Annotated in this window: 15 protein-coding genes; 8 read left to right on the plus strand and 7 right to left on the minus strand. The window is 63.0% G+C overall.

What is annotated here, in order from left to right:
- Positions 1–53: 53 nt before the first annotated feature.
- On the plus strand, positions 54–1,103 hold the full coding sequence (locus tag JW929_15950; protein ID MBN1440901.1) for an SPFH domain-containing protein: 1,050 nt from the start codon (positions 54–56) through the stop codon (positions 1,101–1,103).
- Between the two features lie 448 nt (positions 1,104–1,551).
- On the opposite strand, the gene JW929_15955 is transcribed toward JW929_15950, so the two are convergent.
- The 4 genes from JW929_15955 to gcvH all read right to left on the minus strand — a co-directional run bounded on the left by JW929_15955 (position 1,552) and on the right by gcvH (position 5,776).
- Positions 1,552–2,310, minus strand: a complete 759-nt coding sequence (locus JW929_15955) for a hypothetical protein (GenBank protein MBN1440902.1) — start codon at positions 2,308–2,310, stop codon at positions 1,552–1,554.
- A gap of 198 nt (positions 2,311–2,508) precedes the next feature.
- The gene (gene gcvPB, locus JW929_15960; GenBank protein MBN1440903.1) at positions 2,509–3,960 is read right to left on the minus strand and encodes an aminomethyl-transferring glycine dehydrogenase subunit GcvPB; all 1,452 of its coding nucleotides are present in this window, start codon (positions 3,958–3,960) and stop codon (positions 2,509–2,511) included.
- A gap of 10 nt (positions 3,961–3,970) precedes the next feature.
- Entirely contained in the window at positions 3,971–5,335 is a 1,365-nt protein-coding gene (gene gcvPA / locus JW929_15965) for an aminomethyl-transferring glycine dehydrogenase subunit GcvPA (GenBank protein MBN1440904.1), read from the minus strand.
- 48 nt (positions 5,336–5,383) lie between these two features.
- Positions 5,384–5,776 carry a glycine cleavage system protein GcvH gene (gene gcvH / locus JW929_15970; protein ID MBN1440905.1) on the minus strand — a complete coding sequence of 131 codons (393 nt, stop codon included), beginning with the start codon at positions 5,774–5,776 and terminating at the stop codon, positions 5,384–5,386.
- 545 nt (positions 5,777–6,321) lie between these two features.
- On the opposite strand from gcvH, the gene JW929_15975 reads away from it, so the two are divergent.
- The 5 genes from JW929_15975 to JW929_15995 all read left to right on the plus strand — a co-directional run bounded on the left by JW929_15975 (position 6,322) and on the right by JW929_15995 (position 13,477).
- A complete protein-coding gene (locus JW929_15975; protein ID MBN1440906.1) occupies positions 6,322–6,732 on the plus strand; it encodes a cobalamin B12-binding domain-containing protein in 411 nt (136 codons plus the stop codon).
- A 10-nt stretch (positions 6,733–6,742) separates the two neighbouring features.
- Positions 6,743–7,687 (plus strand): methylmalonyl Co-A mutase-associated GTPase MeaB, encoded by a 945-nt coding sequence (gene meaB, locus JW929_15980; GenBank protein ID MBN1440907.1) that lies wholly within the window; start codon positions 6,743–6,745, stop codon positions 7,685–7,687.
- 96 nt (positions 7,688–7,783) lie between these two features.
- Positions 7,784–8,344, plus strand: coding sequence for a GNAT family N-acetyltransferase (locus JW929_15985; GenBank protein ID MBN1440908.1), 561 nt, complete (start codon positions 7,784–7,786; stop codon positions 8,342–8,344).
- A 7-nt stretch (positions 8,345–8,351) separates the two neighbouring features.
- Positions 8,352–9,317, plus strand: coding sequence for a ribose-phosphate pyrophosphokinase (locus JW929_15990; protein ID MBN1440909.1), 966 nt, complete (start codon positions 8,352–8,354; stop codon positions 9,315–9,317).
- Positions 9,318–9,469: 152 nt separating this feature from the next.
- Positions 9,470–13,477: a hypothetical protein gene (locus tag JW929_15995; GenBank protein MBN1440910.1), complete on the plus strand. Its 4,008-nt coding sequence runs from the start codon at positions 9,470–9,472 to the stop codon at positions 13,475–13,477.
- A 187-nt stretch (positions 13,478–13,664) separates the two neighbouring features.
- Here the strand turns inward: JW929_15995 and JW929_16000 are convergent, their stop codons facing one another.
- Positions 13,665–15,443 carry a hypothetical protein gene (locus JW929_16000; GenBank protein ID MBN1440911.1) on the minus strand — a complete coding sequence of 593 codons (1,779 nt, stop codon included), beginning with the start codon at positions 15,441–15,443 and terminating at the stop codon, positions 13,665–13,667.
- Positions 15,444–15,572: 129 nt separating this feature from the next.
- On the opposite strand from JW929_16000, the gene JW929_16005 reads away from it, so the two are divergent.
- Both JW929_16005 and JW929_16010 read left to right on the plus strand, forming a co-directional pair.
- Positions 15,573–17,636, plus strand: coding sequence for a hypothetical protein (locus JW929_16005; GenBank protein ID MBN1440912.1), 2,064 nt, complete (start codon positions 15,573–15,575; stop codon positions 17,634–17,636).
- Between the two features lie 697 nt (positions 17,637–18,333).
- Positions 18,334–18,822: a hypothetical protein gene (locus tag JW929_16010; GenBank protein ID MBN1440913.1), complete on the plus strand. Its 489-nt coding sequence runs from the start codon at positions 18,334–18,336 to the stop codon at positions 18,820–18,822.
- A gap of 285 nt (positions 18,823–19,107) precedes the next feature.
- Here the strand turns inward: JW929_16010 and JW929_16015 are convergent, their stop codons facing one another.
- Entirely contained in the window at positions 19,108–19,461 is a 354-nt protein-coding gene (locus tag JW929_16015) for a hypothetical protein (GenBank protein ID MBN1440914.1), read from the minus strand.
- Positions 19,462–19,649: 188 nt separating this feature from the next.
- Positions 19,650–21,221, minus strand: a complete 1,572-nt coding sequence (locus JW929_16020; protein ID MBN1440915.1) for a glycoside hydrolase family 43 protein — start codon at positions 21,219–21,221, stop codon at positions 19,650–19,652.
- Positions 21,222–21,780: the final 559 nt, after the last annotated feature.

A 21,780-nucleotide genomic window follows, 5' to 3' on the forward strand; every position in this document is an offset into this window, starting at 1 on the left:
CGTGACGGCCGGTGTTTTGTGCGGGATTCCGATCCCCCACGGGAGAGAAGACCATGGCAAGAATTTTCGATGTCGTCGAATATCCGGATGAGATGCGGGATGAAATCGTGCACCGCTTTCCCGAAAGCGGGTACGGGGATTTCCGAATCGGTTCGCAGGTGATCGTCCGCGAGGCGCAATCGGCGGTCTTCTTCCGCGACGGCCGGGCGCTGGACACCTTCAAGGCCGGACGCCACACCATCACCACCGCCAACGTGCCCTACCTGATCGACCTGATCGGCAAGGCCTTCAACGACCGCACCCCCTTCACGGCCGAGGTGTACTTCGTCTCGATGCGCGAATTCGCCGACCAGAAGTGGGGCACCGCCCAGCCGATCATCATCCGCAACCCCGGCATGGGCTTGGGGGTGGCGCTGATGCAGGGCTACGGCTCCTACTCGTTCCAGATGGCCAATCCCCAGCAGTTCGTGTCGCAGATCGTCGGGACCACCGGCGCCTATTCCACCGCCGACATCCAGGGCCGTCTGCGCGCGATCCTGCTTTCCAAACTGGCGGACCTGCTCGGCGAGACGGCGGCCAAGAAGGACGTGCCCTCGCTGATCGGGTTGACCGAGGAGCTCGGCGCCGGAGTCCGCGCTAAAGCCCAGGACGATTTCCAGGCGGTTGGCTTGACGCTGAAGCAGTTCTACATCGAAAGCCTCAAGCCTTCGGAGAAGAGCGCCGAGGAGCTGCGGGCGATGGGCATGCTCGATATGGCCACCTACACCCAGTTGCAGGCGGCCGACGCGATGCGTGACGCGGCCAAGAACCCGGCCGGCGGAGCCGGCCTGACCGCCGGCATCGGCGCCGGGATGAGCATCGGCCAGGTGATGGGCGAGGCGCTGAAGCAGGGCGCTTCCGCCAAGAATCTGGCGGGCGGAGCGGCCGCCGCCGCCGCCGCGGCGATGCCGGACGTGATGACCCCCTCCGACGTGGCCCAAATCCTCAAGGTCAGCGAAGAGGACGTCGTCGAGCTGATCAAGGGCAAGGAGCTGAAGGCCAAGAAGATCGGCAAAGGCTACCGGATCGGCAAAGCTGCACTCGAGGAATACCTGAGCAAGTAGCTTTCCCTTATAAATGCATGAGGCTCCTTCGCTTTCGAAGGAGCCTTTTTTTTATTTCTACTCGGCCTCCCCCGCATCCGCCCTTCGGGAGGATGGGATGAGGGGGGGAGAATTGGATGGTTTATCGACGGTTTTTCAATCCTTGCATCGGGCTGAGCAGAAGCCTTTTTTTTTTCGTCCGCTCAGCCCGAGGATCGTCATGCCGGAACGGATTTGGCCGGCCTCCAACATTCTCAACAACCATTGGGTTCCGGCTGTGAGCACCTCAGCTTTCCTCGCTTCCCGAGAGCAGGCGCGAGGGTGGGCGCCGGGGTGACGAACCCAACCTGAACCCCGGGGACGGAGCTTGGAAGATTCTCCCGCAACTCGAATGGCGGCGACCTGGGATGGGGGAAACCGCCTGAGCGGGTACGCCTTTTTTATGTGACGAAGGCGGGGCTGGGGTGGGTTAAGCGGGCGCCGGCCTCCGGCGTAGAACGCTGAATGCGAGCACCGCCAGAACCAAAACGGCTGTGACCAAGGATCCGATCACCAGCGTCGGAAAGGCCGACTGCTTGACGGCGATCCCCGCCAGCGCCCAGACGATGACCAGGTTGTAGGCGATGTCGCGCCGGGTCAGGCTCACCCAGCCGGCGATCGCCAGCACCGCGGCGAACAGGATCAGCGCCCAGGTCTGCCCGTCGATGCCGAAGCCGTCCCATTCCCAGTAGTAGAGCAGGTCGGTGACGTTCGCGATCGCGGCGACCGTGATCCATCCGAGGTAGATGCTGAAGGGTACGCGCGTCCACCACGTCTCGGCGCGCGGGACCCGGGTTTTTCCGATCTCGAGGTTCAGGTAGATTGCAATCAGCGCCGCCAGCAACACAAGCATGAAGACCAGGGTCAGCGGGAACTGCTGGTAGTGCCATGCGAACAGCCAGGCGATGTTCGCCAGACTGCCGACGACGAACGGGTATCCGATCTTGCGCAGGCGGGGATTATCGCGCTGGGCGGGAAGCGCCTGGTACACGGCGTAGGCGATCAGCCCGAGGTAGATCAGCCCCCAAATCGAAAACACATAGCCCGCCGGAACGAAATACACATCGAATTGGTCCGACACTTGGCCGGTGGTCACGCCGCCCAGGGGCAGCGCATTGGCCAAAAAGTTGACGGCCAGCGTGGCGGCCACGGCCAGCGCAACCGCGACTTGCCGAATAGTATCTTTCATGGAGCCCTCCCGTTGGAGGCATGGCTGGCCGGCTGTCTCCCAAACACCCGCCTCCGCGGGGCGGATCCGGGTTTCCATGCCATGTGAAATTGGATGCCGTCCGCGGGGAAAGGTGACAGCTGCTTATGGGGGCGGGTGGCCGCGCCGCTCCGGCCGGTTTTTCCGGATCCCCGTGCGGCACGGAATGCGAAGAGGGGGTCAGAGCTTCCCCGTCAACACCGGCTGTTTGGCGGCGCGGACTTCGTCGAGGCGGCCGACCGGCGCGTGGTGCGGGGCTTCGTGCAGCAATTGCGGATCGCTCCGGGCCTCGGCGGCGATTTTCTTCATCGCCTCGGCGAACGCGTCGAGCGTCTGCTTGCTCTCGGTTTCGGTCGGCTCGATCATCAGCGCGTCGTGCACGATCAGCGGGAACATCACCGTCGGGGGGTGCACGCCGTAGTCCATCAATCGCTTGGCGACGTCGACCGCGCGGATCCCCGGCGCGTCCGCCCAGCACCCTTCGGCGACGAACTCGTGCATGCAGATCCGGTCGTAGGGAACGGCGTAAGCGCCTTTCAGCAGGGTTCGGAGGTAGTTGGCGTTCAGGACGGCGGTCTCGGCCACCCGCCGCAGCCCCTCGGCGCCGAGCATGCGGATGTAGGCGGCGGCGCGGACCAGGACGCCGAAGTTGCCGTGGAAGGCGCGCATCCGGCCGATGCTCTTCTGCGGATCGCGAAATCCGTACAATGGGGGTTCCTCCTCGCCGCCCGGATCGAGAATCGCAACGACCGGCGCGGGCAGGAACTCGGTCAGTTTTTCGGATACGCCCACCGGGCCGGAGCCCGGACCGCCGCCGCCGTGCGGGGTGGAGAAGGTCTTGTGCAGGTTGAAATGCATCACGTCGAATCCGAGGTCGCCCGGCCGGACGATCCCGAGCAGCGGGTTGAGGTTGGCACCGTCTCCGTACAACAGCCCGCCGCAGTTGTGGACTGCGTCAGCCACCTCCAGCACGTTCTCCTCGAACAATCCAAGGGTGTTCGGATTGGTGAGCATCAGCCCGGCGACGGTGGAATCGCACGCCTTGCGCAGTTCGGCGAGGTCGATGTTGCCGCGCCGGTCGGACGGCACCTCCACCGCCTCCATCCCGGCCATCGACACCGAGGCGGGGTTGGTTCCGTGGGCGGAGTTGGGGATCAGCATCCGGCGGCGGTTCCGTTCGCCGCGGTCGAGATGGTAGGCGCGGATCATCAGCGCGCCGGTCAGCTCGCCGTGGGCGCCGGCCGCCGGCTGCAGGGAAACCGCCGCCAACCCGCTGATCTCGCCCAGCCAGGACTGCAGATGGTACATCAGGGAGAGGCATCCTTGCATGCTTTCCGGATTCTGCAGGGGGTGGACAAACGCGAATCCCGGAAGGCGCGCGGCGTCCTCGTTGATTTTGGGGTTGTATTTCATCGTGCACGAGCCCAGGGGGTAGAAGCCCTTGTCGACCGCGTAGTTCATCTGCGAGAGGCGCAGGAAATGCCGGACGACGTCGGCTTCCGACAGCTCGGGCAGCGGCAGGTCCTTGCGAATCAGCGACGGGGGCAGGGTGGAGGGATCCACGTCGAGGGCGGGCAGGCTCACTCCGCTGCGCCCCGGCGCAGAAAGTTCGTATACCGTCGGCTCGGTCATGGCATCCGCCTCATAAGGATTCCTCCGCCAGGGCGTCGGCGAGTCGGTCGATTTGCTCGCGCGGGGTCATTTCGGTGAAAGCCAGCAGCATGTGGTTGGCCAGGCACGGAAAATCCCGCCCCAGATCGTATCCGCCGATGATCTCCCAATGATCCAATAAATTCCGGTTTATCTCGGCGACCGATTTCGGGCAGCGCAGGACGAATTCGTGGAAGAAGGGGAAGCGCGAGACGACCTGGAATCCGGGCAGCCGGGCAACCCGGTCGGCGGCGTAGTTGGCGCGGTGGTAGCACAGTTCGGCCACCCGCCGCAGGCCGTGCTTCCCCAGCAGGCTGAGGTAGACGGTCGCCGCCAGCGCCATCAGCGCCTGGTTGGTGCAGATGTTCGAAGAGGCCCGTTCGCGCTTGATGTGCTGTTCGCGCGCGGCGAGGGTGAGCACGTATCCGCGGCGCCCCTGCCCGTCGGACGTCTCCCCGGCGATGCGGCCGGACATTTTATGCAAGTAGGCCCGCCGCGTGGCGAAGAACCCCAGGTACGGGCCGCCGCAGGAAAGGGGAATGCCGAGCGGCTGGCCTTCCCCGAAGACGATGTCCGCCCCCATCTCCCCCGGGGGTTTCAGCAGTCCGAGGGCGATGGGGTTGACCGCCACCGCCAGGAGCGCCCCGGCGGTGTGCACCACCTCCGCCAGCGGCGCGAGGTCGTCGACTTCCCCCACGAACGACGGGTAAGGAGCCACCACCACGGCGGTGGATTCGTCGACGCAGGTCGCCAGGTGCTTGATCCGGCTCCGGGCTTGGAAGGCCGAGTAGGTTTCGGGGGTTTCGTCGCCGGCGAAATGGATGTCCGCCCCCTGCAGGTAGGTGCGGATGACCCGCCGGTAATGCGGATGCAGGACCGGCGAGAGCACCACCCGCCGGCGCCCGCGCGATTGCTGCAGGGCGAGGACCACCGCCTCGGCGGCGGCCGTCGCCCCGTCGTAATGCGAGGCGTTGGCCGCTTCCATTCCGGTCAGCGCCGCGATCAGGGTCTGGAATTCGAAGATGGATTGCAAAGTTCCCTGGGAAATTTCCGGCTGGTACGGCGTATAGGCGGTGTAGAACTCGCCCCGCAACAGGAGGTGGTTGACCGCCGGCGGGATGTAGTGGTGGTAGGCGCCCGCGCCGAGGAAACAAGCCGTATCCTGCGCCTGCACGTTGGCTTCCGCCAAGAACCGCATTTCCGAGATTGCCTCCGGCTCGGAGGCCGGAGCCGGAAGGTTTAGTTTCGGATACCGCCGGGTTTCCGGAACGGCGGAGAACAAATCCTCGATCCTGTTAACGCCGACGGCCTTGAGCATTTCGGCGCGTTCCGCTTCGGTATGGGGAAGAAAGGGCATGCTGCCTCTGGTTGGCGGAGCCGCTCCCGGCGCTCCGCGGGACCGCCGTCAGCGCTGGCGTCCGGCGCAATACGCTTCGTAGCTCTTCGCGTCCATCAGCAAATCCAACTCGGCGGGATCGGACAGAGTGAATTTCACCATCCAGCCTTCGCCGTAAGGATCTTTGTTGATCACTTCAGGCGCGCCGGCGAGCGCGGGGTTCACATCGGTCACCGTTCCGCCGGCTGGGAGGTAAATCTCCGCCGCCGCCTTTACCGATTCCACCGAGGCGGCCGGTTTGCCCTGCGCCAAGGCGTCGCCTTTTTTAGGGAACACTTCCACATAGACGATGTCGGAGAGCTGGCTTTGGGCGTAGTCGGTGATGCCCATGGAGGCTTGGTTTCCCTCCACCCGGACCCATTCGTCGGTTTTCGTGTATTTCAATTCGTTCGGGACGATCATGCGAAACCTCCAAGAGACAAAGTGCCGTGCGCGCCGGCGCACGCTCCGGCGGCGATCCATTGCCGGGCGAAGGGCGGGAGTGTTCCTGGCCGGGCGTGGAAGACGTCGTCAACCGACCTCCTTGCGAGCGCCGCCGCCCTTGCGGCGCGGGGCGGGGTCGGGGCCGGGGGGTGAAGTGACGAAGCCCCTCTTTTTTCAGAAGAAGAAAATTGCTTCGCTCCTTCCGGCCGCTCGCCAAGATGCCTGGGAACGCCTTTTCAGGACCCTGCTGGGCGGAAAAAGCAAAGCTCCGGCACCCGGTTCGCGGGGACGGGTTTCGGCACGGAAACTCCCCCTCGGATTGCGGACGCCGAAGGTTCTTTTTTTTTCCCGCGCTTCGGCATGGGATGCAACCGGATTCTATGAAGCGGCGGACGGAAAGTCAAGGAAGGAATGTCAAAAAAAGGGGGAGTATAATCCTGAGTGTGCCGCGGCCGCCGGGAAAACGCCGATTTCGAAAAAGACGGCCGGCAATTTCGGGGTGAGAGGAGCCCTTCATCCGCAGGATGGCAGCGCGAAAAATCCGCGTTCTGATGGCGAAACCGGGGTTGGACGGGCATGACCGCGGGGCGAAGGTGGTCGCCCGCGCACTGCGGGATGCCGGGATGGAAGTGATCTACACCGGTTTGCGCCAGACCCCCGAAATGATCGTCGATGCCGCGCTGGAGGAAGACGTCGACGTGATCGGCCTGTCGATCCTATCCGGCGCGCACGGCAGTCTGATCCCGCGCGTCATGCGGCTATTAAAAGAAAGGGGGCTCGAGCGCGTGCGGGTCCTGGTTGGGGGCATCATCCCCGAGGCCGAGATTCCCGATCTGAAGACGGCGGGGGTCGCTGAAGTGTTCGGCCCGGGGACGCCCACCGCCGACGTGGCGGAGGCCATCCGGCGGCTGTTGGGAGAACCCCAGCCCGGATAAAGCGCGACGGATGCCGACCCAGACCGACCTCGTTGCGGCGGGCGACCGCCGTGCTCTCGCCAACCTGATCAGCCGGATCGAGCGGGAGGATCCCGAAGCGCGGGAGATCCTCGGCCGGCTACACGGGCGGACCGGCAAGGCGATGATCGTCGGCATCACCGGGGCGCCCGGCACCGGAAAATCGACCCTTGCGGCCGTGCTGGCCCGCGCCTTCCGCCTCGGCGCCGGCGGCGAACCGCCGCGGACGGTCGGCATTCTGGCGGTCGATCCGACCAGCCCGTTCTCGGGGGGAGCCGTCCTCGGCGACCGGATCCGGATGCGCGATCTGGCCGGCGACGCGGGGGTGTTCATCCGGTCGATGGCCTCCCGCGGGCAGCTCGGCGGCCTTTCGCGGGCGAGCGAAGGGGCCGTGCGCGCCCTCGACGCGGCGGGCTTCGAAGTGATCCTGGTCGAGACGGTGGGCGTCGGGCAGGACGAAGTCGAGATCGCCCGCCGGGCCCACACGGTGGTGGTCGTCGAAACGCCGGGACTGGGCGACGACATCCAGGCGCTCAAGGCCGGAATCCTCGAGATCGCCGACATCCTGGTGGTCAACAAGGCCGATCTGCCCGGCGCGGATTCGGCCGCCGCCTCGCTCCGGGCGATGCTCGGACCCTCGTCCGGCGGCGCGGGGGGTTGGGAAACGCCGATCATCCTGACGACCGCCGCCGCCGGAAAAGGCGGGCAGGAATTGGCCGCCGCGATCCGCGAACACCGCGATTTCCTGCGCCGGACCGGCGCCGACCGCAAGCGGGAGCGGGACCGGGCCGAGGCGGATTTGCGCGAGCGGATGCGGGAGCGGTTGTTCGAACGCTGGCAATCCTCCAACCCGCGCGGGCTTGCGGGGTGGATCGAACGGATCGCCGCCCGCGAGTGCTCGCCGGAGGATGCGGCGGAGAAGTTGTTGGGAGAGTAACCCCGCCCTCCCCCCACAATCACGTCCCCCCATTCCTTTGGAATAGGGGGACCATAGGGGGGTGGGTAGGGAAGGGGAGGGGTTCGAGGAAATGCGATGCACTACTTCGGAGAAAAAATCCGCCTGCGCGCGATCGAACGGGACGACCTGCCGCGGTACGTGGCCTGGTTCGCCGATTCCGCCGTCAGCGAGAACCTCTCGAGCCAGATGCCGATGAGCCTAGCCCACGAGGAGCGCTGGTACGAGGAGAACCTCAAGCAGCCCCCGGATCAGCAAGCCTTGGCGGTGGACCTGGACCGGGGCCGGGGGAAATGGGAGCATGTCGGCGGGACGGGGTTTCATGTCGTCGATCAGCGCAACCGCTTCGCCGAATGCGGGCTGTTCATCGGGGTGAAGAAATACTGGGGCAAAGGGTACGGCCGGGATATCCTCCGGACCCTGCTGCGCTTCGGATTTGAAACCCTGAACCTGAACCGAATCCAGCTGCGGGTGATGGAATACAACCGGCGGGCGATCCGCCTGTATGAGAAATCCGGTTTCGTGCGGGAAGGCTCGATGCGGGAGGCGCATTTTTACCGGGGCCGCTACTGGGACATGCACCTCTATTCCATCCTGCGCCGGGAGTGGCAAGCCCTTCCCGGCAACCCCAAGGAGTAGGACAGGCATGGCAAGCTACAATGGGATCAAGCTCTTCGCCGGCCGCGGATCGGTGGACTTGGCCGCGGCGATCTCCAAATACATCCGCATTCCGCTCAGCGGCCACGACGTGATGGATTTTCCGAACGAGAACGTCTTCCTGCGCCTGCATTCCAGCGTGCGCGGCCAGGACGTCTACATCATCCAGACCACCTCCTCGCCGGTCAACCGCAACTTCATGGAGCTCCTGATCACCCTGCGCACGCTCAAGCAGGATTCGGCCGACCGCGTGACGGCCGTCGTTCCCTACCTGTGCTACACGCGCTCCGACAAGAAGGACCAGCCGCGGGTGGCGATCACCGCCCGGCTGATCGCGGATTTGATCGAAGCCGCCGGCGCGGACCGCTATATCTTCCTGGACCTGCACGCCGGGCAGATCCAGGGATTTTTCTCCGTGCGCGGCGACGTGCTGACCACCTTTCCGATCCTGAGCGGATATTTTTCCAAAAAGAAGAAGAAGATGCACGAACCGGTGATCGTCACCGCCGACCTGGGGTTCGCCAAGAAGGGCCGCAACTTCGCGGCCTCGCTCGGATGCAGCATGGCCTTCATAGAAAAGCGGCGCAAGGGCAACAAATCGCTGACCGAAGTGCTGACCGTGGTGGGGGACGTGGAGGACCACGACGTGGTGATCGTCGACGACGAGATCGACACCGGCGGGACGATCTGCCAGGCGGTGAAGACCGTCAAAGAATTCGGCGCCCGCGACGTTTATCTGTCGTTCGTCCACCCGGTCCTTTCCGGTCCGGCCGTTGAACGGCTGGCCGGCCTGCCGGTCCGCGAGTTCGTCACCACCGACACCATTCCGATCCCGGCGGAGAAGAAGGCCCTGCTCGGAAACCGGCTGGTGGTGCTCTCGGTCGCCCCGCTGTTGGGCGAGGTGATCCGCCGCACGCACGAAGGGCGGAGCGTGGGCGAGCTGTTTCATGAGTGATTCGTTCCATGCCAAAGCTTGGAGGCCCGCCGGAGGCGGGCCGGCAAAGAAATCTCCCGCCATTTTAAGGAGATTGCTTCGGGGCCTCCGTCCCCCCGCAATGACAGCATCCCGGATATCATGAGATTCTCCATAAAGGAAACCACACCTCAATGCTGAACTCGCTCATTCGCCTGGTCGGCGGGGATCCCAACCGCCGCGATATCGAACGCTACTCCGCGTCGGTCGAAAGGATCAACGGCTTGGAGGCGGATTATCAAGCGCTCTCCGACGAAGCCTTGCGGGGCAAGACGGCGGAATTCCGCAAGCGGCTGGAGGACGGCGAATCCCTCGACGACCTGCTGGAGGAGGCGTTCGCCGCGGTGCGCGAAGCTTCGCGCCGGGCAATCGGCCTGCGCCACTACGACGTCCAGCTGGTCGGCGGAATGGTCCTGCACCAGGGAACCGTGGCGGAGATGCGAACCGGCGAGGGGAAAACCCTCGTCGCCACGCTGCCGCTGTACCTCAACGCGCTTACGGGCAAGGGCGCCCACCTGGTGACGGTCAACGACTACCTCGCCCGGCGCGACGCCCGCTGGATGGCGCCGATCTACATGGGCCTCGGCCTGACCGTGGGCGTGCTGCAGGAGGCCTCCCGCACCGACAACGCGCGCAAGGCCTTCCTGGTCGATCCGGCGCGGGAATCCACCCAGGAGGACAGCGACAAGCTGCGGCTGGTGGACCGGCGCCAGGCGTACGCCGCCGACATCACCTACGGCACCAACCACGAGTTCGGCTTCGATTACCTGCGCGACAACCTGGCCTTGAGGCGCGAGGAGCGGGTCCAGCGGGAGCGCAACTTTGCCATCGTCGACGAAGTGGACAACATCCTGATCGACGAAGCGCGGACTCCGCTGATCATCTCCGGCCCGGCGGCCGAGGAACAGCAGGAATACAAGCGCATGGCCCAGGCCGTGCGTCAGCTTCGCCCGGAAGATTACGAGATCAACGAGCGCGACCGGACGGTCAACCTGACCGAGGCGGGGGAAAGCCACATCGAGCAGATCCTCGGCCAGCCCCTGCGCGATCCGGACAGGCCGGAGGACGTGACGCCCGAGCAGGCGCGGCTGGCCGGCTACCTGAGCCAAGCGATGCGCGCCGAACTGCTCTTCCGCCGCAACCGGGATTACCTGGTCCAGGGCGGGCAGGTGGTGATCGTCGACGAATTCACCGGAAGGCTGATGCACGGCCGGCGGTGGTCCGACGGTTTGCACCAGGCGGTCGAGGCCAAGGAAGGGCTGGAGGTCCAGCCGGAAAACGTCACCTACGCCACCATCACCCTGCAGAATTACTTCCGTCTGTACGCCAAGCTGTCCGGGATGACCGGCACGGCGCTGACCGAAGCCGAGGAATTTCACAAAATCTACACCCTGAACGTCACCCCGATCCCGACCAACCTCGAATACCTCGCCGGGCGGCAGGAGATGGATCTGGTCGAAGTGCCGTTCCGGGAGAACGGCAACAAGTTCTTTTTCTTCGCCCGCAAGGCGGATCCGGATACCCCCGTGTTCTGGCGGCGCAAGGACTACAAGGACGTGATCTACCGGACGGAGGAAGCCAAGTTCCGTTCGGTGTGCGCCGAAATTCTGCAGATGCACGTCCTCGGGCGCCCGGTGCTGGTGGGCACGACGTCGGTCGAACGTTCGGAGATCCTTTCGGAGCGCTTGCGGGCGGAGCCCCTGCGCAAGCTGGCGCTGACCCTGCTCCTGCGCGACGCCTGGTTTAAAACCCACAACCGCGAGGAGGACGGCCGCCAGGTGGAGGAGCTCAATCCCCTGGCCGAGCCGCTCGGGAAGCTGGCGCCCTCCGTCCTGCGCGCCATCGCCAAGCCGCTGGAGCTTCCGCTCAATCCGGAAGAGCCCGGCAACGTGGATCGGCTGATGCACCTGCTTGCCCTGCCGGAGGATTCCCATCCGCGGCTGATGCAGGCCCTGCAAAAAGGCATCCCCCACCAGGTGCTCAACGCCAAGAAGCACGCCGAAGAAAGCCAGATCATCACCGAGGCCGGGGCGTACGGGGCGGTGACGATCGCCACCAACATGGCCGGCCGCGGAGTCGACATCAAGCTCGGCGGCGAGTTGGCCGAAGAGGTGTACGCGGCGATCAACCGCGTGCTGCGCCGGACGGGTGTGGAGGATCCGTACAACCTGACCAACGCCGAGCGCTGGAAACAGCTGGAACGCGCGGCCCCGGAGCAGATCGGCGTATACGGGTCGGAGGTGGAGTATTTCCGCAAGCACATGCGCGAAGAGCAGAAGGTGCGCGAATTGGGCGGCCTGCACGTGCTCGGATCGGAACGCCACGAAGCGCGCCGGATCGACAACCAGCTGCGCGGCCGCGCCGCCCGCCAGGGCGATCCCGGCTCTTCGCGCTTCTTCCTTTCCATGGAGGACGACCTGATGCGCCGCTTTGGCGGCGACCAGGTGGCGGGGATGATGCAGACCATGCGGATCGACGACGCCGTGCCGATGGAATCCGGGCTGGTGAGCCGGATGATCGAGCAGGCCCAGAGCCGGGTGGAAGGCGCGAACTTCGACGTCCGCAAGCACCTCCTCGAGTACGACGACGTGCTCAACAAACAGCGCGCCAAAGTCTACGAAATGCGCGAGCGGATCTTCGCCAAGGACGACCTCCGCGAAGACATCCGCGCGATGCTGGAGGAGGACATCCGCCGGCACGTGCACACGGCGGAGCAGGAGAAGGAGGATCCGTGGCGGCTGATGGCCTGGCTGGAGGATATCCAGCCGACGATGCGCTCTGCCGAAGGCAGGCCGTATCCGTCCTTCGCCCACCGGATCATCCTCGAGGAGCTGCTCGACGAGCCGGAATCCCGGCGGCTACAGCGGCTTGTGGAGCTGGCGGGCCGGGCCCTGGACGAGGAAGCCGAATACCTGAGCCGGGCTTTTGAGAAGCAGATGGAGGGCATCGCCGAGCGGGCCAAGGAATGGGCGCGGGAGAACCGCGAAGCGCTGGAGATGGCGTGGGAAGGCGCGGAGATCGAGGCCCGCGAGCAGGACGGCGATCTGACGCCGCGGTCGATCCTGGAACGGGTGGCCAAGACGGCCCCGGTCGACACCCGCACCGTGCCGCGCGAGCTGATGGCGCCGGACCAAGCCCATAAACTCCGCCAACACCTGTACGATCAGGCCGAGCAAGCGGCCTGGGAGCGCGCCGCAGCCCAGGCCGGCTCCTGGCTGCAGCGCCGCACCGGACTCGCTCCGGAGCGCGCTCCCACTGCGGAGGAGGATTTCGACGAGACGGCCTCCCGCCTGAGCGACCTGCTTTCGCAGGCGCTTGCCCAGCGGCGGACACGAATCGTGCGCGGAGTCGAAGACCAGATCCGGAGTGCGCCGCCGGAGCCGGCCGGGGAAGAGGAATTGGTCAAACTGCTGATATCCGTGACCCTGAGGACCCAGACCGTCTTCGATCAACGGACCCACCAGCGCCGCGCGGTCACCGCGGCGCAATTCACCTGGGTGCACCTGGCGGCCAAGCTGGCGGCGGAGCACGGTGCCCGCGGCGCCGACGCCCTCACCCGGCGGATACAAGAGCACCTGCTCGAAGCCCTCAACGTTTTGCGAGCCGAATGGGGGCGCCAGATCTGGGTGCGGACCGGGGAACAGACCTTTCATTCCCTGCCGGCGGACTTCCAAAAAAGGATGCAAGCGGAAATCGCCGGCCCATGGGAAAGCGTGGACCTCGAGGCGCCGCTCCGCCAACTGCCGGATTGGGCGCGCGAGAAGGCGATCCTGATGGCGGGCGACCGGGTGGTCACCCAGGCCCACCGCGAGCTGATGCTCGGGGTGGTCGGGCAATCCTGGGTGGAATACCTCACGGAAATGGAAGCCCTGCGCACGTCGGTCGGGCTGGAAGCCTACGCCCAGCGCGACCCGCTGGTTCAATACAAGAGCAAAGCCTTCGATCTGTTCCAGAACCTGATGCAGCAGGTGCGGACCGGCGTGGTCTCGCGCTTGTTCCGCATGTCGCTGCGCACGGCCTCTCCGGCCGCGGGGGGCGCCGCGCCGGAGGATGCGCGCCTTCCCGCGGCGCCCGCCGCCGGGCCGGGCGAAGCGCAGACGCCGCAGGAGAAGAAATCGAAGCGCAAGCGCCACCGGCACTGACCCCCTCCCTTCCCTCCCCCATTTGCGGAATCGAAGTCATGGAATCCATGGATTTTTCCATCCGCAAATGGGGGAGGGATCCGCATACCGGCGTTTCCCTTCAAGGATCACCCACAGCGGCCTGGCATATTGCCGCGCCCGGCGACGGACGCGGCAATTAGACTGGGACAGGGATTGGGAAAATCGATCAGGGGCCGAAATCCACCAGCGGGGAGGGAATGAAGCCCGGTGAAATGATCGCAGTATCCAAACCGAACACAAATGAATTAATCATGGCTTGGATTTCCGCGGTCGTCATTTCCCGTTCAAAAACCCCTAAGATAATTAATTTTCCATTTGGATTCTGAAAGATTATCCAATATCCGGTTTCTCGAATTGCTTCAGGAGGATCGTATTCGGAAAAAAACCTGTAATGGATAATTACCCGAGGGGGATCCGCTTTTCGATCTGGGACAAACTCTAATGCTTTAATATAATAATTATTGTCGTCCAGGAGCCGATAGGCGGCTTCTTCCAATGAAAGAGACGGGTCGCATTGATTTTCAAAAACGAAGAAGCAGATCATTAACCGATTGTTTGGATCGTACTCCTCGGCGTTGTGATTGCAGACTTGCATCCATTTTTCTTCAACGTATTCGTCCTGCTGACTTCGTAGAGTCCAATCTGCAGGGTAGGCGAACCCGTATTGATCCTTCTGATCACGGTATTCTGCCCAGTACTCCGCGTAAGGCCCATCCGTAAGGGTTCCCTGCGGGGTCCATTCTGAAAGCGGATAAGGAGTAGGCCAGGGAGTTCCGGTCGGCAACGGGGTAATCTCCAGTTCCACCCTTGAGCGGTCGCTCCAGGAAAAAGGCTGTGGTTCCTCCGGAATTATCTTCGGCGACTTTATCGATCCATCGCCATCCGGGATAAAGGATGTAATAATGGCTTTGTATTCCCTGGACGTATACCTTTGGAGGTCTATGGAGAAATTCACTAGGCTGCCGGATGGCAGCCGGTAGACCGACATAACTCTGCCGAGGAAAGAAAGATCCTTCCGCTGGTAGACGAGAAGGATGCTGTTTGGCTTGGCGACAAGATCCTCCTGATGGGTCAGGATCTCACAACGGATAAAAGAGTAGTCCGGGCAAAAAGAGTACTTGGCGGCGTCTTCCAAAGATCGTGAGGGATCGGTTTCGGCGGCAACATCCACCCGGATGCATTCAATATCGGCTAGCAGAATATCCGGAGTAAAAATCCTTTCATCATAATTGCAGATTTTTATTTTTTGCGCGCCGTTGTTTTCCGAACGCATCGCATATACCGTCCAGTCGGCCGGATAAGCGAATGCGAATCCGGGATTCTGCACTCGAAACACGCGCCAATATTCTCCGTAAAAATCATCGGAGAGCATTTCACCGTGTGGCTGCGGAATCCATCCATCGGGATTGTCCAGGAATGAAAGGATCAGGGGATCTTGGCCCTTCCAAATTTCGTGTAAGTGATTCCAGGCCTCCGTCATGCTTAAGCCGATGAAATCTGAAGGATTTAATCTTTGTAGTTCCGTTTCAATATCGTGGCGCAGGGCTGGGCTTCCGCGCGCGGAAAAGAATCCGAGCATGTCGAGCAAATCGTCCACATGATCGGCTGTGATTATTTTTGTATCGCCTTCCCCATCCACCAAAGACTGGAAATACTGAATCCATGGATCGATGAGCTGTGTTATGTGAAGGAGTTCGGGGATGGTCATGTAATTGCCGATCTCAGTGATTTCTTCGGCATGATGCCAGGCCAATTTATAATAATACCGAGCAACATCCGTCCTTTGAAGCCAGTCGCGATCGATGGCCGCGATAAGGCCAGGATACCCCTCTCTTTGCTTAACCATAATGAAGCCGCTGCCTGCGCACAGCACCAGCAACAATAAGGCCAGGACCGATATTGTGGACAGGACGCGCTTTGTTGAAAAATTGCGGAGGAAGGCCATTTTCCTGACTTTTAGGATCGGCGGCGAATCCTTCGGAAGCAAGAGCATATCATGGAAAGAGCTCAACCGCGAATCTCGAAAGGAAAAGGGGAGGTATGATATAAATTAGCCATGATCCGTCCGGGGAGAGTGATCAGCGCAGTCGGGATTTGTTTGCTGGCCGGCTGTTCCCTGCCGTTTCTCGGCGGATCATCCAAACCCAGCCCACTCCCCCAAACGCCGGATTATTCCGGATTGACCTTCGGCGCCCCGACCGGAATCCGCACGCCCTCCCCGCTGCCCACCGAAACCATCACCCCGACGATGACGGCCGACCTGGGCTGGGCGCCTTCGCCTACCCCGGAGCCGACCCACAATCCGTACCGCTGGTCGTGCATCCCGGACGGCTCGCCCGATCCGTGCCACCGGGTGCTGCTCGACGTAGCCATGCTGCCCGGCGGCGGAGGCTGGGCGGTGGGGGAGCGGGGGGTGATTCTGCGCAGGGAGAAAGGGGAATGGCGGGAGGAGGAGAGCCCGACCGGGAGCGACATCCGGCGGGTGTTCGCCCTCGCCGCGGACAACGCCTGGGCGGTGGCCGACGAGCCCTACGCCGTCGCTCCCGGGGAGATGCGCTACCGCAGCCGTCTGCTGCATTGGAACGGATCGGGATGGAAGGTCTATCCCAATCCGAGCGAGACCGGGTTGGTCGTGGATCTGTCCTTCCTGAATGCGAAATACGCCTGGGGAATCAGCGTCCAAACCCGGGGAGCGGAGACGCATCATTCCCTCATGCGCTGGAACGGCAAGGAATGGTCGGCGGTCAACCGATCGCCGGCGTTGAATGCGATCCAAATCCTCACCCCGACCGAAGGCTGGGCAGTCGGCGACGGCGGGGTGATTTTGCATTGGGACGGATCCGCGTGGCGGGCGGTGGAATCGCCGACCGACAAGGACCTCGACGGATTGGTGTTCACCTCGATCACCAGCGGATGGGCGTCCAGCCGGGACGGCGTGATCCTGCGCTACGCCCTCGGCGAGTGGTGGACGTACTCGGCGATGGCGCCCAGCCCGCGCCGGATGGTGATGGATCCGGACGGGGAAGACGGTTGGATCCTCGGCTCGTGGAACCGCGGCGACATCGTCCTGCGCTGGGACGGCGAGGATTGGGTCGCCTTTTCCGGCGACGGGCCGGACGGCGAGGTGCTGGCGCTGGATTTTCCGGCGGACGGCGAGGCGTGGGCGGCCGGGTGGATCCCCGGAAAATCGCGGGCGGGGATGATCTGGCGTTGGGACGGCGGGGGTTGGAGCCGCGAAATCGAAAAAGTGCCGGTCCCGCTTCAGGCGGCGGCGTTCCTCGCCGGCGACGACGCCTGGGGTGTGGGCGAGAACGGCCTGCTCGCGCATTGGGACGGAAGCGAGTGGTTCGCGGCCGAAAGCCCGACCGGGCAGGCGCTGAACGCCGTGGCGTTTCTCTCGGAGGACGACGGCTGGGCGGCCGGCGAAGGCGGTCAGATCCTGCGCTGGAACGGGAGCGAATGGGCGGTCGAACGTCCGTACATGGCGCGCGGCGCCGGGAACAACGCGCTCTACATCCGCTTCCACGCCCTGGGCTTCGCAGATCCGGACGACGGCTGGGCGGCCGGCGCCCTGGAAGGGGGCGATTTCAGCCAGCCGTGGATCGTGCGCTGGGACGGCCGGGCGTGGAGCGAAGCGGCGCTGTTCGCCGAACCGCCGCCGTGCCGCTGCTCGCTGTATGCGATGCACTTTTCCTCACCGGACGACGGGTGGGCCGTGGGCGGCGGCGACCAAATGCTGGTCATGCACTGGGATGGGGAAGAATGGACCTACCGGACCTGGCCGGAGGCCTACCGCCTGCTGGCGGTCGGCGGCGCGGCGGCCGATGATGTGTGGGCGGCGGGCATCGCCGAGGATTCGCCCTCCTCCTCCAATCCCGGCGTGCTCCTGCATTGGGACGGATCGGATTGGGTTTCCTACGCGGTGCCGCCGGGCGTGGTGTGGATGGATGCGGTTCTGATGACCGCCGCCGACGACGGGTGGATGGCGGGGAACGGCCTGCTGCATTGGAACGGAACGGAGTGGGGAAGGGTTCCCTCGCCGGTACAGGGAGTGATCGTCGCCCTCTCGCGGACGCCCGACGGCGCGGTGTGGGCGGCGACGGATACCGGGAGCGTGCTGCGGCTGGAGGTTGAATGAGCCGGGAGGACCGCCCTTTTTCCGGCAGACAACTCCCGGATCCTCTTTCCCGCGGCTCGAATGCATTACGACCCCGGTCCTTCGGCGGGAATAACGCCCAAGGCGGCGCTACTCAATCAGCGCGGAAGCCTGCCTCGGAATCTGCACAATGAATACAAGCGGCAAAAAGAAAATCGGGTGATTGCCCCGCGCGCGCGATGGATTTTCTGCGGCCGTCCGGAACCCGGGGGCGGGGCGCCGAAGACTCCCCCCGGTACGATGAAGGATGGAACTGTCTCGCGCAAAATTTGCGGAACCAAGCAAATTCCATCTCCGAGTGAATTGATCCGTGTCCTGCGGCATTCGGGAGAATGCGGCGCCGGTCACGTGTGGGTCAGGTTTGTTTCCCCCGGCGGTTCCCTTCCGGCCAAAAAGGATTGGACCCATTACGGGCGGATCTTCCCCGGGCGGCGTTTGCCGATCGCCCCTTGCGCGCCGGATGGAATTCGCCTTTCGTCCCGAAAAAAACGCCCTTGGGGTGCAAGACAAGTATAATTGTCCCAATCGTCAACAACCTGCCAAACGGATTGTTCGTGCGCCGCCGATGGAAGGAAATATGCAAAACCCGTTTTCGTATCTGCGCAAATATTTATACATTTCCCTTTGCGTTTGTTTGGTCGGGACCCTGGAATTGCTGCTCCTCCGGGGAAATTTGTCCATGATCTTCCTGACCCAATGGAACGATTTGGGAAAACCGCCGTCCGAGGCGGAGTACGTCGTCGAATACGGGTATGTCAAGGGCAAGGACGGAAAAACGTACAAGCATTTTTCGGTCATCGAGGAAAACGAGGGGTGGAAGAACGTTTGGCTGGAAACAACCGAGGTCGACGAATACCTTGCCTATGACGAGGACATCTCCACCTGCGAGATTCCGGACATCCTGAATGTCAAAAGCATCGTCATCCGCTGTCGAAAGCTTGAAAATTATTCGAAAACCTACGCAATGGCGATCGGCAAAGACGGAAGGATATTCGAATTTACCGGATCCTCCACCGAGGAGATAAAATCCGCCGCCTACCTGTTGGGATTAATCATCCTGATCAACATCAACCTTGGAATACTGATCGTCGTCATCGGCTATTTCATGGAAAGAAGGATGGAAGGCGGGAGCCCGAAAAGCCGGTATTTCAAACTCCCGCGGACGTAGCCGTCCGCCGGCTTTGCCTCCCCCCGGGAAAGCCGCCGCCGTCCGAAACCCGGATGGTGGAAAATTCCGCGGGCGCGAATCGCGGCCGCGGGGCCGGGAATGCGGTGTGGAGGAGCCATGGACGATTCTAACGATTCCAATGATTTCTCGGAAAAGATCAGGGATTGGATCGACACTCTCATCCATGAACTGGTGACCTACGGGGTTTTGATCGGGGGATTCCTTTTTTCGTTTTACGTTTTTTCCCTCACCGTTTTTACTTATTACCAAAATTTTATCTTGGTGCTAGCGGTATTCGCCATCCTTTTTGGCGTGCTGTATTGGTTGTTTAATATGTATTTTCGAAAGGCGTCCGCGTTGATTGGAGCGGGGAAACCGCCCGGCAATCTCCTTGAGAAAGTGTTGATCGGTTGGGGGCATTTCAGGGTGTTTCACCAGAAGCACGCATAGTGGATCGATTCCATCGCGGTAATCTTCATTTTCATCATCGGCACCGTCGCGACCATGGTAATTTTTTCCGTACTGCATCTTTTCCGGGTGCCCATTTAACGCCATGCGATACGTCCAGTAAGGTCGATCCTTGGAATGAAAACCCCCGAACCTCCGACGAGCGGCGGTCTCATCCGGTTTGGAAATCATGGAAAGGCCGAGAGCTTCATGCCGCGCTTATGGCGCATTTTAATCCGTCCCCCCTGCCGGAAGCGCGCAGGGAGGACGGTATTTTTTCCCGGTCCTCAACCGCCGGCCGCCTTCCCCCGAGCGGCGGGGAGAAGGGCAAACCGGATCGTGAAATCCTCAACCGGCGCGGACGAAACGCCGCGCGCCGTTCAACCCGGCCCGGCATCCACGCCGGCGTATTCGAACCAATCCCAATCCGCGCAGTTCGAGCTCGGCTTGCCGTTGGCGCTGGCGTACATCCCGAGATAGGCGCCGATAAACCCGCCCGCCATCGGCGTGCTGAGGATCCGCCCGTCGACGTTTTCCGCGACCGGGATCCACTGCTCGTATTCGGAAGCGACATGGAAGTTGTAGGATTGGCCGGCGGCGGAAACCTTGAAATACAGCTTGCCGCCGCCAACGGGGCGCTTGGCCAGGACTGCATCCTCCCCCTTTTCGCGTTTGATAAGCACGGCCGCGGGATCCTTTTCCCGCGTGACGACGAAACGGAAGTGGTAGTTGTCGTTCTGCAGCAGGACGATCCCGGCGCATTCGTCGCTGTTGTTGGGGGTGAACTCCATCGCCGCCCGGGCGGTGAAGTTCATGTGCTGTTGCCGGCGGCCGACGAAGCTGGGATTGGACCATTCCGAAAGCGTCTGCGGACGCAATTTGAGGCGCAGGTGCCCGGGGCGTTCGCTTAGGCTCCAGAATTCCTCGCGCGGGGTGCGCAGGAAATCCCACTGCAAGCCGAGGGTCGGCGCGTCGAAATGATCGCAAGCCGGCGGCGCGGGCCAGGGATGCTCGGGCAGATCGGGGGCGGCGGATTCGCGTTCCACCCGGCCTGCGCCGGGGGCGACCAGCGGCCAGCCCTCCTCCCACACGACGGGAGCCAGGAAGGTCTCGCGGCCGAGGTTGTAGAAGTAGCCGCCGTAGGGCCGCATCGCCAGCATCACCATCCACCAATCGCCCTGGGGGGTGTCGAACAGGTCCGCGTGGCCGGTTCCGACGATCGGGTAATCCAGCCCCAGGTGGCGGTGGGTGAGGATCGGATTGCGGGGGTTGCCCTCGTAGGGGCCGGTGACCGTTTCGCTGCGGGCGACGGTGACCGCGTGGTTGTGTCCGGTGCCGCCCTCGGCGATCAGCAGGTAGTAGAGGCCGTTGATCTTGTAGATGTGCGGCCCTTCAGCCCACACCGCTTTCTTCAACGCGCCTTCCCACAACGGATATTGCGGGCCGGTTAGCTGCAGCGATTTCCGATCCAACTCCTGCAGCCAGATTTCGGTATGCCCCTGGTATTCCGCTTTCGCTCGGTGACGGTTGCCGACGAACCAAACGCGTCCGTCATCGTCGAAGAGCAGGGAGGGGTCGATTCCGGGCGCGTTCTCCAACCAAACCGGGTCGGACCACGGCCCCGCGATATCCGGCGCGGTGACGATGAAGTTGCCCTTTTCCTTCTGCCCGTCCACCAGCGTGTTGATCACGTAGAACGTGCCGTCGTGGTGGCGGATGGTCGGCGCGTACAACCCGCCGGAGGGGCGGATGCCGTCGAGGTTGAGCTGCGACGGCCGGGTGAGCACGTGGCCGATCGGCCGCCAGTGGACCAGGTCGCGGCTGTGGTGGATCGGCAAGCCGGGGAAGAACTCGAAGGTCGAGTTAATCAGGTAGAAATCCCCGCCCACGCGGCAGACGGACGGATCCGGATAGAACCCGGGGAGGATCGGATTGCGGAAAGTTCGGGGCATGGATTAGCGCTCCTGTGGGAAGGAAATTATGGAATAAGGCAATTATACCCACCCGTGAAAGGCGATGGAAAAGCCGGGTTTGGCGAAAGGAAAGAGGTCGAAAAACGTCACCTGCTAGGATTCCCCCTCATCCGCCCTTCGGGCACCTTTCCCGGAATTGCGCCGGGACCGGCTTCCCAGCCCCACATATGCGGATGAAGAGATACATTTGTTCACAGCCCTCCGGCTTAAACGATGGGCTGGGAGAAGGCATCCCGGAACGCATGTTCCACGCGGAGCGCGGGGCAGTGACGGGAGGATGGGATGAGAGAGGATAATTTGGCTTTTTTTATCTATTTTTCCAATACCTGCATCAGGCTGAGCCGAGACCAAAAACGTTTGTTTTCCCATGTGACATCTGACACTACACTAAACGATTTGGGTTAATGTATCCTGTATTAACCGGCTTTTCGGTGGATTTTCATACAACATTCCAGGAGGGAGAAATGTATCCACGCCATTCCCAGTCGATTTTTACCCCCCCCCCCCCCCCCCCCCCCTCCCTTCTCCCCCCCCCCCC

This window comes from Anaerolineales bacterium, assembly GCA_016928575.1.
Lineage (GTDB): Bacteria > Chloroflexota > Anaerolineae > Anaerolineales > RBG-16-64-43 > JAFGKK01.

What these genes read in the sequence shown, in the direction of transcription:
- JW929_15950 (MBN1440901.1), top strand. Translation starts at nt 54, where the DNA reads ATGGCAAGAATTTTCGATGTCGTCGAATATCCGGATGAGATGCGGGAT.
- JW929_15955 (MBN1440902.1), bottom strand. Translation starts at nt 2,310, where the DNA reads ATGAAAGATACTATTCGGCAAGTCGCGGTTGCGCTGGCCGTGGCCGCC.
- gcvPB (MBN1440903.1), bottom strand. Translation starts at nt 3,960, where the DNA reads ATGACCGAGCCGACGGTATACGAACTTTCTGCGCCGGGGCGCAGCGGA.
- gcvPA (MBN1440904.1), bottom strand. Translation starts at nt 5,335, where the DNA reads ATGCCCTTTCTTCCCCATACCGAAGCGGAACGCGCCGAAATGCTCAAG.
- gcvH (MBN1440905.1), bottom strand. Translation starts at nt 5,776, where the DNA reads ATGATCGTCCCGAACGAATTGAAATACACGAAAACCGACGAATGGGTC.
- JW929_15975 (MBN1440906.1), top strand. Translation starts at nt 6,322, where the DNA reads ATGGCAGCGCGAAAAATCCGCGTTCTGATGGCGAAACCGGGGTTGGAC.
- meaB (MBN1440907.1), top strand. Translation starts at nt 6,743, where the DNA reads ATGCCGACCCAGACCGACCTCGTTGCGGCGGGCGACCGCCGTGCTCTC.
- JW929_15985 (MBN1440908.1), top strand. Translation starts at nt 7,784, where the DNA reads ATGCACTACTTCGGAGAAAAAATCCGCCTGCGCGCGATCGAACGGGAC.
- JW929_15990 (MBN1440909.1), top strand. Translation starts at nt 8,352, where the DNA reads ATGGCAAGCTACAATGGGATCAAGCTCTTCGCCGGCCGCGGATCGGTG.
- JW929_15995 (MBN1440910.1), top strand. Translation starts at nt 9,470, where the DNA reads ATGCTGAACTCGCTCATTCGCCTGGTCGGCGGGGATCCCAACCGCCGC.
- JW929_16000 (MBN1440911.1), bottom strand. Translation starts at nt 15,443, where the DNA reads ATGGCCTTCCTCCGCAATTTTTCAACAAAGCGCGTCCTGTCCACAATA.
- JW929_16010 (MBN1440913.1), top strand. Translation starts at nt 18,334, where the DNA reads ATGATCTTCCTGACCCAATGGAACGATTTGGGAAAACCGCCGTCCGAG.
- JW929_16015 (MBN1440914.1), bottom strand. Translation starts at nt 19,461, where the DNA reads ATGATTTCCAAACCGGATGAGACCGCCGCTCGTCGGAGGTTCGGGGGT.
- JW929_16020 (MBN1440915.1), bottom strand. Translation starts at nt 21,221, where the DNA reads ATGCCCCGAACTTTCCGCAATCCGATCCTCCCCGGGTTCTATCCGGAT.